Below are 14,007 nucleotides of genomic sequence, written 5' to 3'. Positions count from 1 at the left end.
GCCGGCCGGCGGAGCGATTTCGCCAGACGCTCCCGACGACGGCCACCGGCGGCCCCGACCGGACACCAGCCAACCACCCGATTCAGCGAGAGGGCCACTGCCGATCGGGGAGTCGCTGACCGTGCCGCTGCGCATCGGGGCCGACGTGGGGGGCACCTTCACCGACGTGGTGCTGGAACGCGACGACGGGCGGTTCGTCTCGACGAAGGTGCTGACGACCGGCCGCCCGGAGGAGGGAGTCCTGGCGGCTGTGACCGAGTTGGCGGCCGGCAACGACGTCGACCTGGCGGAGGTGACCCAGATCATCCACGGCACCACGCTGGCCACCAACGCCCTCATCCAGCGCACCGGTGCGAGCACCGCCCTGGTGACCACCGCAGGGTTCCGCGACGTGATCGAGACCCGCACCGAGAGCCGCTTCGAGCAGTACGACCTCAACATCGTGCTGCCGGCGCCGCTGATCGAGCGCAAGGACCGCTACGTGGTCAGCGAGCGTCTCAACGCAAGGGGTGCGACGCTGGTGCCCTTCGACGAGTCCGGCGCCCGCGCCGTCATCGCCCGGTTGGCCGACGGCGGCTACGAGTCCATCGCCGTCGGGTTCATGCACAGCTACCGGAACGGCGACCACGAGCGTCGCTTCCGCGAGATGCTGCTGGACGCCGTGCCCGGCATCTCCGTGTCGCTCAGCAGCGAGGTCTCGCCGCGGATGCGCGAGTACGAGCGCTTCAACACCGCCTGCGCCAACGCCTACGTGCAGCCCCAAATGGCCTCGTACCTGCGTCGACTCGAGTCCGAACTCCGCCGGCTCGGCGCAACCTGCCCGCTGCACCTCATCCACTCCGGCGGCGGCCTGCTGAGCGTCGAGGTGGCCGCGGCGTTCCCGGTGCGGCTGGTGGAGTCGGGCCCCGCCGGCGGGGCCGTCTTCGCCGCCGAACTGGCCGCCCGCCACGGCCGCCGGCGCATCTGCTCGTTCGACATGGGCGGCACGACGGCCAAGATCGCCCTCATCGAGGATCACGTGCCGCGCACCGCCTCCACCTTCGAGGTGGCGCGGGAGGCCAGATTCAAGAAGGGCAGCGGCATGCCGATCTCGATCCCGGTAATCGAGATGCTGGAGATCGGCGCGGGGGGCGGCTCCATCGCCGCGGTGGACGCCCTCGGGCAGATCCGCGTCGGGCCCCGCAGCGCGGGCTCGGCGCCCGGACCCGCGGCCTTCGATCTCGGCGGGGACGACCCCACCGTGACCGACGCCGACGTCTGCCTGGGCCGCCTGCATCCCGACACGTTCGGGGCCAAGGACATCTCGCTGTCGCCGGGCCTGGCCGTCGGGGCCATGCAGGCCATCGCCGCGCCCCTGGGGCTGGACACCGTCACGGGCGCGGTCGGCGTCACCGAGGTGGTGGACGAGAACATGGCGAACGCGGCTCGCGTCCACGCCGTGGAGGGTGGCAAGGATCTCAGCGGCTTCTCGCTGGTGGCCTTCGGCGGCGGCGCGCCGCTCCACGCCACCCGGCTCATGGACAAACTCGGCCTCAGCGAGGTGCTGGTGCCCCCCGGCGCCGGCGTCGGCTCGGCCATCGGGTTCCTGCTGGCGCCGTTCTCCTACGAGGCGGCGCGCAGCTTCTACACCACCGTGGAGGACTTCGACGGCGAGGGGGTCAACGACACGCTGGCCCAGCTCAGCGCCGAGGCGGAGGCATTCGTCAGGCGGGGCACCGACGCGCAGGTCGACGTGCAACGGCAGGCGTCGATGCGCTACCGGGGCCAAGGGTGGGAGATCCCCGTGGTGCTGCCGCCGGGCCACGTCACCGCCGAGGCGATCGGCGGCGCCTTCACCGCGGCCTACGAGGCGCACTTCGGGAGCGCCATCGACGACCTCACCATCGAGGCGGTGAGCTGGTCGGTGCGCGTGGCGTCGCGGCGGGCGCCGCCGGAACCCGTGCGCCCCGTCATCGGCGGCGCCGCCGTGACGCCGGGGGCGGACCGGCCGGTCCACGACCCGGCCACTGGCGAGCGACGGGATGCAGGCATCGTGGAGCGGGCCGCGCTGGTGCCGGGCGAGCAGGTACAGGGACCGGCGCTGATCGTCGAGGAGCAGACCACCACGGTGCTGGGAACGCACCACGCCGCCGTCGTGGCAGCGGACGGAGCGCTCGTCATCCGCTCCGAGGCGTCGGCCCGCAGCCGGACCGTCTTCGGCGACCCGGCGGCCGCCGAGCCGACCGCCGCACCGGCGAGCCCCTCCCGCCGCGGCGAGCGGGGCGAGGTGCCGCTGTCGGCCGCGACCTGCTCCGCACCAGTGAGCCCCTGCCGCCGCGGCGAGCGGGGCGAAGTGCCGCTGCAGGTGATGTGGAACCGCCTCATCTCGATCGTGGAGGAGCAGGCCCGCACGCTGGTGCGCACGGCCTTCGCCACGTCGGTCCGCGAGGCGGGCGACCTCTCGGCCGGGGTGTTCGACCGCCAGGGCCGCATGATCGCCCAGGCCGTGACCGGCACGCCCGGCCACGTCAACACGATGGCCGCCGCCGTCGGACACTTCATCGCCGACATCGGAGCCGAGAGCATCGCGCCGGGCGACGTCTACGTCACCAACGACCCCTGGAAGGGCACCGGCCACCTGCACGATTTCACCGTCACGACGCCCGTGTTCACCGGCGACGACCTCGTCGGCTTCTTCGCCTCCACCGCCCACGTGGTCGACGTGGGCGGCCGAGGCTGGGGTCCCGACGCCCGCGAGGTGTACGAGGAGGGATTGCGCATCCCCATCATGCGCTGGGCCGACGAGGGCCGGCTGAACCGCGACCTGATCAACATCGTGCGGCACAACGTGCGCGCCGCCGACTACGTGATCGGCGATCTGCACGGCCTGGCGGCCTGCAACGAGATCGGGCGCCGACGCCTAGGTGACATGTTCGACGAGTTCGGCATCTCCGATCTCGACGAGGTGGCCGGTTTCGTGTTCGACCGGACGCGCCAGGCCACCCTCGGCGCACTGGCGGGGGTGGCGCCGGGCACCTATCGCAACGAGATGCGGGTGGACGGCTACGGCGAGCCGGTGGACCTCGCCGTGACGCTCACCGTGACACCCGCGGGCATGCACGCCGACTTCGCCGGCACGTCGCCGATAAGCCCGCTCGGCATCAACGTGCCGATCACCTACGCCCAGGCTTACTTCACCTACGGGATGCTGGTGGCGCTGGCCCCGGAGTTGCCCAACAACCACGCGTCACTGCTGCCGTTCACCGTGAGCGCGCCGCCGGGCGTCATCCTCAACGCCACCGAGCCGGCCCCCATCGCGGTGCGCCACGTGATCGGCCACTTCGTGACCGACCTCTGCCTCGGCGCCCTGTCACAGGCCCTGCCCGGAGTGGTGCCCGCCGAGGGGTCCGGGGCCATCTGGAACTTCCAGGCCAGCGCCCGCACCGCCGACCCGGCCACGCCGCTGCCCCCCGCCGAGATCCTCATGTTCAACAGCGGCGGAGGCGGCGCCCGCCCCACCCTCGACGGGCTGACCGCCACCGCCTTCCCGTCGGGTGTGATGACGATGAGCGTCGAGGCCACCGAGCAGGTGGGCCCGATCGTGGTCTGGCGCAAGGAGATCCGACCCGGCAGCGGCGGAGCGGGCCGCCGGCGCGGCGGGCTGGGCCAGATCATGGAGATCGGTCCGACCGACGGCTACCTGTTCGAGTTCTCCGCCATGTTCGACCGCGTCGACAACCCGGCGCGTGGCCGGGCCGGCGGCGGCGACGGCGCCCCCGGGCGGGTCTGCCTCGACGACGGCACGCCGTTCGCCGCCAAGGGCCGCCACACGGTACCCGCGGGCCGGCGGCTCATCCTCGAGTTGCCCGGCGGCGGCGGCTTCGGCGACCCCGCCGAGCGGGACCCCGCCGCGGAGGCGAACGACCGGCTCCAGGGCTATGTCCTCTGAGGGCGGCGCCCACCGACGACACACGCCGTGCACGCACCCCCATTCCCGCCGCTGAGCACTGCGCCCCGGCGGTCGTCCTACGACGTCGTGATCGTCGGCGGCGCCGTCATGGGCTCGTCGGCGGCCTGGTTCCTGTCCGCCAACGACGATTTCGACGGCAGCGTGCTGGTCGTGGAGCGCGACCCGTCCTACGAGTTCACCTCCACGGCGCGCACCAACAGCTGCATGCGCCAGCAGTACTCCAACGAACTCAACATCCGGATCAGCCAGTTCAGCGCCGACTACGTGCGGAACTTCCGCCGCTGGATGGGCGACGACCCCGAGGTCCCCCATCTGGCCACCCGCCACTTCGGCTACATGTACCTCGCCGGCGACGAGAGCTTCGCCGCCACGCTGCGCGCCAGCCAGCGATTGCAGTCCTCCCTGGGCGCCGCGACGGTGATCATGTCCCCCGACGAGATCGCCGCGGAGTACCCCTTCTACAACGTCGACGACATCGTCTGCGGCAGCCACAACACCACGGACGAGGGCTGGTTCGACTCGGCCACGATGTTCGACTGGTGGCGGCGCAAGGCCCGCCTCGCAGGCGTCGAGTACCTGACCGGCGAGGTCACCGCCATCGAGCGCTCGGACGGCAGGATCAATGGCGTGAAGCTGGCCAGTGGCGAGACCGTCGCCTGCGGCACACTCGTGAACGCCTCGGGGCCGCGAGCCGCCGCCACCGCCCGGATGGCCGGCGTGGAGCTGCCCGTCGAGCCCCGCAAGCGCTATACCGTCGTCTTCGACGCCGCCGAGGCGCTCCCGCGGGCGCTGCCGCTCACGATCGACCCGACCGGCGTGCACGTGCGCAGCGACGGCGCCGTCTACGTGGCCGGATCCACGCCGGAGATCGACCCGGCCGTCGCCTTCGACGACTTCAGTATGGACTCCGACGTCTGGGAGGAGCAGATCTGGCCGGTGCTGGCACACCGCGTCCCCGCCTTCGAACGCGCCAAGGTGCTGCGCCAGTGGGCGGGGCACTACGCCCACAACACCCTCGACCACAACGCCGTGATCGGGCCCCACACCGAGGTCGCCAACTTCATCTTCATCAACGGTTTCTCCGGTCACGGCGTGCAGCAGTCCCCCGCCATGGGCCTCGGCGCCTCCGAACTCATCACCTACGGCGAGTACCGCACCCTCGACCTCACCCCTCTCGGCTACGACCGCATCGCCCGCGGCGAGCCCTTCCCCGAGACCGCCATCATCTGAGCCGCGGCGACGCCATTGCGGCAGTGAGGGGGACGGTGCAGGACGCGCCTTCCCCGAGACCGCCGTCATCCGAGCCGCGGCGACGCCGCGCGCTCCGATGTGGAAATACCCGTTCAGCGCCGACCTGCAAACTAAATTGGCATCTCGGGCTGCGCCCTGTTCGGCTCCCGTGGAGCGAAGGGATGTGTTGTGTCAAGAGCCCGGCGACAGATCGGGGCTGCACTCGCCGCCGTGGCGGCGGTCTCGGCGTTCGTGGGATCCGCTGCTCCGGTGATCGGGCAGGACGGCGACGGGCAGGTGCCGAAGCGGCTGGTGGCGATCACGACCCCGGCCATCGCCGGCACCTACAAGGTGTCCTGGAAGACGTTGGGAGGCTGCGACCCCGGTTCCGGCACGTCGGGAATGGCCGGTGAGATCACCCTGACGGTGGAGGCCGACGGGACACCCGACGCCGACCCGGAGCCCGGCGAACTCACGGGCACGCAGGCCACCGAGGTCGTGGTGACCAGCCCGCGATGCGTCTACGAATGGACCGTCATGATGATCGAGGCGACCACGGACGGGAACTGCATGGTGGGACCCGCCCCGTTCGGACCCGACGACGACTTCAGGATCATCATCACGCTGGACGACCCCGACACCGCCTGTAGCAAGAAGTCCCGCATCGTGCTCCGTCTGAATCCAGCCGTCCCGGTCGACCGCGACGCCACCGACCGCAACGCCGTCCTGCGCGCCACCTTCAGCGCGACGGCCGTGCCCACGGAGCGAGCCCCCAAGGGTTGTTCCACCAGCAGCAGCGCCACCTCGGAGGTGGACGACCGGGACACACCGACCGAGACCGACGACATCGTCACGGTCGAGTTGCCGGTGGTGAACCTCACCTCGGCGGGCGAGAGTTGCCGCTACGACGTGTCGCTCAGCCTGCCCGGCCACCTCGTCGCCACCTTCATGGGGCGGAAACTCGAAGTCCTGCAGGACATTGCCGGCCTGGCCACGGTCGACGTCCGCGTCGGCGTCGTGAGCAAGACCGTCTTCCTGCTGCAGACCGTCGTCGGCGACTCCGGCGGCGCTGCCGTGCACTACGCCCTGTCGACGGATTGCGAACCGCCGTCGCCGCTCCCCGGGGTGATGCCGCCGCCAGACCCCTCGAACGGCATCCAGAGGATCGAGGGCATCACCCTCGTCGAGCTGCGGGAGGGCCGCTACAACATCACGGCGGCGCTCGCGGACGACCCCACCGCCGAGGATGCCTTCGACGGTGTGCCCACCCGCGCGCTCGGCAGCGGCGGCGAGGCCTGCGACGCCACCGTAACGCTCACCCGCCTGCCCCCGCAATGCCTCGCGGAGACGACCGACATCATGTTCAACCTGGCCACCGCTCCCGAACGCGTCATCTTCGACTTCAAGGTGACCTGCGGCGACGCCGTGGGCGGCTCAACCGGCTAGGGCGCACGGCCGGTCACCTCAAACGGGGTTGCCCATCTGCCGGGTGAACTCCCGTGCCAGCGCCCGGTTGATGTCGTCGGGCACTGGTTGTGCACCGCGGGGCAGCGACGCATGGTCTCGGGCCACGCGTTCGAGCGACCGAGCCTGCATGGCGAATCCCATGTCCATGGACTCGATGCTGTTGCCCTTGGGCCGGCTGCCGGCGAGGTTGAACATCCGTCCTTCCGCGATGAGATCGATGGTCCTGCCGTCTTCGAGAACGTGCCGGGCGAGAACATCCCCGAGGGGGATCCGCTCGGCGGTCTGCGCGTTGAGCGCGGGCACATCGATCTCCCGGTCGAAGTGGCCCGTGTTCGCCAGCAGGATTCCGTCCGGCGCCAGCCCGAGTTCGTCGACACCGATCACTCCATCGACCCCCGTGGCGGTGATGGCGACGTCTGCTTCGGCGATCAGCGCGGCGACGTCGCCGACCCTGAAGCCGTCGAGTGCCGCTTCGAGCGCCTTGATCTCGTCGATCTCGGCGACGGTGACCTCGGCCCCGTTGGCTCTCATGTAGTGCGCGATCCCGCGCCCGCACCAGCCGTAGCCGACGATCATGAACCGCTTGCCCTGTGGCATGAGGTTGGTGATCCGGCAGAAGGACTCGTAGGTGGACTGGCCGACCGCGTGCTTGTTCTCGACGAGCGCCTTGAGCGGCGTGTCGTTGATCACGATGATGGGGAAGTTCAGATGCGGCGCCAGTTCCCCGGCGAGGATGTTGTGTCCCGAGGTCGTCTCCTCGGTCCCGCCGAGGACCGCCAGGCCCCGGTCGACGGCCCGGCGCGCCAGGTCGGCGCCGTTGTCCAGCAGGATGTCGGGATTCGAGTCCAGCACCGACTCGACGTGGCGCAGGTGTCGCTGGAGGGAGTCCGAGCCGCTGCCGCGGGCGTCGATGCCGTGGTCGTTGAGGTAGGCGACGACGTCGTCCTGCGACGTGCCGTAGTTGCCCGTGGCAACGATGTCGGCACCTCCCGCCTTGAGGGCCAGGAGCAGGACCGCGGTCTTCACCTCCAGGTGCAGCGACACCCCGATGCGCCGCCCGGCGAAGGGCCGCGTGGTCTCGAACTCGGCGGCGATGCGGCCCAGCAGCGCCATGTTCGACGACGTCCAGAGAACGCGGTGCACCGTTTCCTCGACCATGTGGCGAGTCCTCCCGATCTGGTCGCCGATCCGGGACGACCCGCGGTGAGCCTAGGAGAGCACCGCGCACTCGGCAGTCGTCACCGGTGGCCCTGGATTCCGGCCTTCGCCGGAATGACGAGGTGGGAGCCGGAGGCGCGCTGACCCGGAAGGAGGTGTGGGTGGGGCCGGTGGACGGCCCCACCCACGATGTCTGTTACGAGGTGACTAACCCTCGAACTTGAATGCCACCTGGTCGAGGATCTCGAGGTGACGCTCGGAGTCCACGGCGACCTGATCGGCGATCTCGCCGTCGGGGCCGAAGATCCGGACCACGGGGATGACCGCGTTGATGCCGCCGGGACTGAAGGTGGCCGGACCGGTCACACCCTCGTAGTCGACGTCGGTGCCCGCCCGGATCAGGGCCAGGCAGTTGCTGTACGTGTAGCACTTCGTGCCTGGCGCGCCCGACACCTTGAACATGGCCGGCGCCCAGTCCGAGCCCTTCACCGAGCCCGCCTCCTCGATCGCCAGCGCGGTGACGATCAGCAGGTCGTAGGTGGTGAAGGAGTAGGGATCATCGGCGATCGTGTGTTGGGTGTAGGTCTCGTTGCCGTCCCAGAGCGGCTGGTAGAAGTCCCAGGCCGGGTTGTCCTGGCGGTGGAACGACGGGTAGGCCACCACCTCGTGCGCCGCCAATGCCTCGGCGGTCGCCGTGGCGGCGAACTCGGGTTCGGACCAGCCGACCTCACCGATGATGGTTCCGGCCCAGCCCGCCTCGGCGAACTGCTTCACCATGATGGCGCTCTCGGTGGCCTGGGCGAGGATGATCACGGCGTCAGGCGCCGCGTCCACGGCCCGCTGCACCTCGGTCCGGTAGGAGGACTGCTCGCCGGGGGCGTCGATGCGTTCCAGCAACTCGATGCCGATGACGTCCAGTGCCTTCTCGGTGGCGTCGGCGGTGAGCTGGTAGCCGGCGGTGGGTGTGGTCATGATGACCACCGCCTCGGCGCCCAGAGCCTCGGCGTACAGAGCGTCGGTGACGCCCTGGCCCTCGTCGCTGCCCTGTGCCCGGAAGATCGGCTCGCCGGGGCGTCCGCCCACGTTCACAGGGATCACGCCGCCGTGCACGGTCGGCATGAGTGGCCCGTCGTTGTCCTCCTGCCAGTCCAGCATGAAGTCCCGGTAGGTGAAGTACTCGTGGGCGGAGCTCAACACGATGTCGACCCCGTCCTGCTCGAGCAGCTTGCGGACCGCCTGGGCCTCGCCGACCGTGCCGATGTCCTCGTGGATCACCTCGATCGGGCGCCCCAGCGGCGGATCCAGGTTGATGACCTCGTTGACCGGGAAGTCCACCTGCGATGCCAGCAGGTCGCCGACCGAGGCGAAGTCGCCGGTGAAGTAGGCGAGATCGCCCAGCAGGATCGGCTCAGCCTCAGGCTCGGGAGCCGGCTCCGGCGGCGGCGGCGGTTCGGGGGCGGGATCCGGCGATGGAGCCGGGGCGGGAGCGGGTTGCGGCGCCGCGGCGCCGTCGTCATCGTCCCCGCAGGCGGCCGCCACGAGGCTGACCGCAAGCAGAACTGCGCCCGCTCGCCACACCCAACTGCGCGAGCGCTTGGCGCCCGCCGTCTGTCGGTGTGCTTTTCTCATATTTTGTATCCTTTCCTCAGTTGGTCGGTTGTGAGGTCTTTGGCATCGGTGATCATCATCGCCTCACCGAGGCTGAGCACCATCGCCCGGTCGGCCACTTCGAGGGCCTTCGTAGCATTCTGCTCGGTGATGATGATCGCCACCTGCTTAGTTTCGTGGATCCGGCGGATCCTGTCGAAGAAGTTCTCGACGTACAGCGGGGCCAGACCCGCCGTCGGCTCGTCCATCAGCAGGAGCTTGGCGTCCTGCATCAGGGCCCTGCCCGCTGCGACCATCTTGGTCTCGCCACCACTGAGGGTGCCGGCCCTCTGGTTGCGGAGGCCCGCCAGCGCCGGGAAGAGTTCCATGATCTCGTCGATCCGGTCACCGCGTGCCTGCTTGGCCACCAGACCGCCGACCCGCAGGTTGTCCAGCACGGTGAGGTCGGGAAACACGCCCCGCTCCTGGGGGACGAGTCCGACGCCCATGGCGGCGATGCGCCACGGCGGCATGTCCGAGATCGTTTCGCCGTTGAAGCGGATCGAACCCGAGGTGAGCGGCAGCAGTCCCGCGATGGCCGAGAGCAGGGTGGTCTTGCCGGCGCCGTTCGCCCCCAGGATCGCGAACACCTCCTCGCCGACGGTGAAATCCAGGCCCTTGATGACGTCGATGTCCTCGTAGCCGGTCCAGATGCCGCTCGCCTCAAACATGGCCGCTCCCGAGGTACTTCTCCACCACGGTGCTGTGCGCGCGGATGTAGGCGGGGTCACCCTCCAGGATCACGTCCCCCTCGGCCATGAAGTGCACGATGTCGCTGAATCCCCAGATGACGTCCAGATCGTGCTCCACGATGATCACCGACATGCCCTCTGCCACCTTGATGCGCAGCAAGTCGATGATCTGGGTGGTCACGTCGTCGGGCAGGCCCGCCGTGGGCTCGTCCAGCAACAGGATCTTGGGATTCAGGAGCAGGCAGCGGATCACGTCCAACAGCTTCTTCTCGCCGGTGGAATGAGCGAAGCCGGCCGGCTCGGAGAACTCGAAGAGATCCAGGTAGCTCCGGATCTCCTCGCCGTGGCGCTCCAGGAGGTGGCGCTCCCGGTAGATCCGGTGCGGCCGCTCGTCGTGGCGCTGCGCCACAGCCAGCAGCAGCGAGTCCCAGATGGTCAGACCGGCGAAGTCCTGAGTGACCTGGTTGGTCTTCACCACGCCCAGTGAGGCGATCCGGTGTGGCGGCAGCTTCGAGAGCGCCACGTCGGTGGAGCCGTCGTCGAGGACGACGCTGCCCGTGTCGGCCCGGGTGGAGCGCATGATGAGGCGCATCAGGGTGGTCTTGCCGGCGCCGTTGGGGCCAATGAGGCCCTCGACGGGCTTGCTGCCCAGCACCAACTCGTCGATGTTCACGACGGTCTGATCGCCGAAGCTCTTGGTGAGACCGCTGATGCGGATCACAGCGCGGCCGCCCGGGGTGCTCCCGTTGCCCTCAGACACGGGACAGCCCCTTGACGTGGCTCTCCCGCCGCATGCGGCCCAGGAACCCCAGCGGGCGGAAGAGCAAGACGAAGATCAGCAGTGCCCCGAAGATGATCTGCTTGGTGACCGGGAAGGCGTGCTCCAGCAGATCCTTCGGCAACGGGACATACAGCTTGATCACGATGTCGAAGAGCCCCACGGTCAGCACCGCCCCCACGAAGGCTCCCAGAGGCCGCTGCTGGCCGCCGAGGACCAGGGCGGTGATCACCGACACGGTGATCGCCACGGTCAGTTGGGTGGGGAACAAGAAGTGCACGATCGGGCCGTAGAGACCGCCCAGGGCGCCCATGCCTGCCGAGGTGAGCGCCATGACCCCGACCTTGGTGCGCTTGACCGGCTTGCGGAGGCTCCGCGCCAGAGGCTCGTTGGTGCCGGTGGCGATCAGCAGGCGCCCGTAGGGCGAGCGGTGCACCCGGCGGGCGTACCAGAGCAGCACGCCGGTGACGCCGAACAGGATCGCCAGCCAGGCCAGATCGGTGCGGTCGCCCACATCGAACGGGAAATCGATCGTGCCCAGGCCCACCCGGCCACCGGTGATGTCCTTCTCGCTCTCGATGGCCAGCAACACGATGGTCGCCACGGCCAGCGTGGCGGCCAGCACGCCGTCGTCGTCGAGATCGGCGATGACCCAGCCCGTGATCAGGCCGAGCACGCCGCCCGCCGCGGTCGCCGCCAGCAGGGCCAACCAGAAGCCCAGGTCGTAGGTCACCTGCATGATCCCGAAGGTGTAGAGACCCGCGCCCCAGAACCCGGCCACACCGAAGTTGCCGATCCCGGTGACGCCGAGTTGCAGGTGCAGCAGGATCCCCAGCCCGACGATCATCATCAGCGTGTAGGTCCCGAAGATCAAGAACGCCGGCGACCCGAAGAGGTAGTCCCAGACGGCGCTCATCGCCTACACCTTCGCCAGCTCACGGAAGCGGTTGCCCCGGAGCTTCAACACGATGATGAAAGCCACCAGCAGCACGATCTCGGCCCGCAGCGGGGCGATCTCCAGCTTCAGGGCCGACAGCAGCACACCGGTTCCCATGCCGGCCAGGATCACGCCCCGCAGGCCCCGCGCCCCGCCCACCAGCACCACCAGCAGGGTCAGCAGGAAGCGATCCCAACCCAGTCCCGGCTTGGCCGAGGAGCCGACGCCCCAGAAGGCGCCGGCCAGGCCGCCGGCGGCGCCCGCCATGAACCACATGATCAGCGTCGTCAGCAGCGGGTTGATGCCGCTCACCTTGGCCAGATCGGCGTCGCTGGCCAGCGCCCGCACCTGACGTCCCCAGACGGTCTTCTGGACGAACAGGTAGAAGAGCAGCGCCAGGATGACGACCAGGATGAAAGCCGTGAGTTGGAAGGACGTGAACCCCACGCCGAACAGCTTCATGAAGCGCGGCGGGGGCGTCTCGAAGAAGCGGGCCTCGTAGCCGAACACGAACTGCAGGGCGTAGCGCAGCAGCACCGAGAGCCCCAGCGAGATGATGATCACCTCCACCGGCCCCACGCCCCGCCGTTCGGCGGTGCGGAACACCAGGAGGTAGGTGACACAGCTCAGCGCGCCGGCCAGGATCCCGGATATGGCCAGGCTCAGGTAGAAACTGGCCGCGAAGGCGACGTTGATCCACTGCGCGAAGTAGGCGCCGAGGGTGATGGTCTCGGCGAAGGCCACGTTGATGACCTTGCTGAGGTTGTAGATCAGGGCCATGCCCATGGCCGCCAGCACCAGCGGCGCCTGCTCGGTCAGGCCGATGATCACGGCTTTGGCAATGAAGTCCAAGGTCGCTACTCAGCAGTCCGAGGCCACAGCCCCCACGATGTCGTCCTCAGCCGTCCGGCCGGCTACATCCCCGCCATGGCGGGATCCTTGTGCCACTTCCCGTCCTTCATGATCCCGACCAGGTTGTCGTGGTTCTGGAGAACGGTGATGTCGCTGGACGGATCGCCGTTCACCAGCAGGAGATCCGCCAGGTAGCCCGGCGCCACGCGGCCCAACTCGTCGGAGCGCCCGAAGATCTCCCCTCCGAGGACCGTGGCGGCCCGGATCGTCTCCATAGGCGTGAAGTCCAGCAACTCCACGAAGTGCTGCAGATCGCGGGCGTTGGTGCCGTGGGGCGTCCAGGCGAAGCCGTAGTCGCCGCCGGGCAGCACGCGCACGCCCCGGCGGTGGATCTCCTTCAGTCCGACGATGGAGTTCTCGAGCTCGTCCTTGTAGCCGACGGCCTCTGCCGCCTCCTGGGGGTAGCCGAAGTCGGCCGCCTCGTAGAGGGTCGCATACAGCCAGTGCAGCCCCGGCGCCACGAACACGTCGTCACGGCGCTCCTCCATCATGTCCGCCGCCTCGTCGTCGATGTAGCTGGCGTGGTAGATGATGTCGACCCCCTGGCGCAGGCACTGCTTGATGGAGTCGGTGCTGCGGGCATGGGCTGCGACCTTCTTGCCGACCCGGTGGGCCTCGACCACCGCGGCGCGCACCTCCTCGTCGGTCATGTAGGTGTCCTTGGCCCAGACGCGCTCGGTGATGGACTCGCCCGAGAGGATCAGCTTGATGTTGTCGACCCCCTGGCCGCACATCTCCCGCACGGCGCGGCTCATCTCCTCGGCGCCGGAGACCTCCCGCGTGATGCCGTAGACCAGCACGCCGGCGGGCGTGGCGAGTTCCTGACCGCAGGCCAGGTAGCGGGGCCCGGGGATCATGCCGGCGTCGATGGCGTCGCGGGCGGCGATGTCGATGCGCTCCTTGGCCGAGGCGGCGCCGACGCACATCGTGTAGCCGGAGTCGATCAGGATGCGCGCCGACTCCACGGCCACGATCGTGTGGTCCTCAACGGGCATGCCCGCCAGGGCGTCGAGGCTGCCCCCGCTGTTCCAGGTGAAGTGGGTGTGGGCGTCACACAGGCCCGACATGAGCGTCATGCCGCGGCCGTCGATCACCCGCCGGTCATCGCGGGGCAGTGCCCCGCCGTTCGTGGCGACGTCGCTGATCCGGCCGTCGGCGACGCTCACCTCGCCGGCGACCGGCCCCTCGGCGTTGCCGTCCAGGATGTTGATGTTCGTGAACAGGGTGTTTCCCATGC

The 14,007-nt window shown here is 69.5% G+C and carries 10 protein-coding genes; 3 read left to right on the top strand and 7 right to left on the bottom strand.

The annotated features are described in order from the left end of the window. The first annotated feature begins 121 nt into the window (after positions 1-121). The 3 genes from OXG55_02555 to OXG55_02545 all read left to right on the top strand — a co-directional run bounded on the left by OXG55_02555 (position 122) and on the right by OXG55_02545 (position 6,625). Positions 122-3,928: a hydantoinase B/oxoprolinase family protein gene (locus tag OXG55_02555; protein MCY4102137.1), complete on the top strand. Its 3,807-nt coding sequence runs from the start codon at positions 122-124 to the stop codon at positions 3,926-3,928. 27 nt (positions 3,929-3,955) lie between these two features. Continuing rightward, the gene (locus OXG55_02550; GenBank protein MCY4102136.1) at positions 3,956-5,179 is read left to right on the top strand and encodes an FAD-binding oxidoreductase; all 1,224 of its coding nucleotides are present in this window, start codon (positions 3,956-3,958) and stop codon (positions 5,177-5,179) included. Positions 5,180-5,368: 189 nt separating this feature from the next. Then, positions 5,369-6,625: a hypothetical protein gene (locus OXG55_02545; GenBank protein MCY4102135.1), complete on the top strand. Its 1,257-nt coding sequence runs from the start codon at positions 5,369-5,371 to the stop codon at positions 6,623-6,625. Positions 6,626-6,643: 18 nt separating this feature from the next. Here OXG55_02545 and OXG55_02540 read toward each other — a convergent pair whose 3' ends face one another. The 7 genes from OXG55_02540 to OXG55_02510 all read right to left on the bottom strand — a co-directional run bounded on the left by OXG55_02540 (position 6,644) and on the right by OXG55_02510 (position 14,005). Beyond that, positions 6,644-7,804, bottom strand: a complete 1,161-nt coding sequence (locus OXG55_02540; GenBank protein ID MCY4102134.1) for an adenosylhomocysteinase — start codon at positions 7,802-7,804, stop codon at positions 6,644-6,646. Positions 7,805-8,011: 207 nt separating this feature from the next. Next, complete coding sequence (locus tag OXG55_02535; protein ID MCY4102133.1) at positions 8,012-9,433, bottom strand: ABC transporter substrate-binding protein; 1,422 nt, start codon at positions 9,431-9,433, stop codon at positions 8,012-8,014. Beyond that, the gene (locus OXG55_02530) at positions 9,430-10,122 is read right to left on the bottom strand and encodes an ABC transporter ATP-binding protein (GenBank protein MCY4102132.1); all 693 of its coding nucleotides are present in this window, start codon (positions 10,120-10,122) and stop codon (positions 9,430-9,432) included. The genes OXG55_02535 and OXG55_02530 overlap by 4 nt, the downstream gene beginning before the upstream one ends. Next, positions 10,115-10,903, bottom strand: a complete 789-nt coding sequence (locus OXG55_02525) for an ATP-binding cassette domain-containing protein (GenBank protein ID MCY4102131.1) — start codon at positions 10,901-10,903, stop codon at positions 10,115-10,117. Before OXG55_02525 ends, OXG55_02530 begins: the two co-directional genes overlap by 8 nt. Then, the gene (locus OXG55_02520; GenBank protein ID MCY4102130.1) at positions 10,896-11,837 is read right to left on the bottom strand and encodes a branched-chain amino acid ABC transporter permease; all 942 of its coding nucleotides are present in this window, start codon (positions 11,835-11,837) and stop codon (positions 10,896-10,898) included. The genes OXG55_02525 and OXG55_02520 overlap by 8 nt, the downstream gene beginning before the upstream one ends. Positions 11,838-11,840: 3 nt before the next feature. Then, positions 11,841-12,710, bottom strand: coding sequence for a branched-chain amino acid ABC transporter permease (locus OXG55_02515; GenBank protein ID MCY4102129.1), 870 nt, complete (start codon positions 12,708-12,710; stop codon positions 11,841-11,843). Between the two features lie 62 nt (positions 12,711-12,772). Then, positions 12,773-14,005, bottom strand: a complete 1,233-nt coding sequence (locus tag OXG55_02510; GenBank protein MCY4102128.1) for an amidohydrolase family protein — start codon at positions 14,003-14,005, stop codon at positions 12,773-12,775. Between the last annotated feature and the right edge of the window lie 2 nt (positions 14,006-14,007).

This window comes from bacterium, assembly GCA_026708055.1.
Classification (GTDB): Bacteria; Actinomycetota; Acidimicrobiia; order Acidimicrobiales; family CATQHL01; genus VXNF01.
This window is presented reverse-complemented; position numbering and strand designations above follow the sequence as displayed.

What these genes read in the sequence shown, in the direction of transcription:
- OXG55_02540 (MCY4102134.1), bottom strand. Translation starts at nt 7,804, where the DNA reads ATGGTCGAGGAAACGGTGCACCGCGTTCTCTGGACGTCGTCGAACATG.
- OXG55_02520 (MCY4102130.1), bottom strand. Translation starts at nt 11,837, where the DNA reads ATGAGCGCCGTCTGGGACTACCTCTTCGGGTCGCCGGCGTTCTTGATC.
- OXG55_02530 (MCY4102132.1), bottom strand. Translation starts at nt 10,122, where the DNA reads ATGTTTGAGGCGAGCGGCATCTGGACCGGCTACGAGGACATCGACGTC.
- OXG55_02510 (MCY4102128.1), bottom strand. Translation starts at nt 14,005, where the DNA reads ATGGGAAACACCCTGTTCACGAACATCAACATCCTGGACGGCAACGCC.
- OXG55_02535 (MCY4102133.1), bottom strand. Translation starts at nt 9,433, where the DNA reads ATGAGAAAAGCACACCGACAGACGGCGGGCGCCAAGCGCTCGCGCAGT.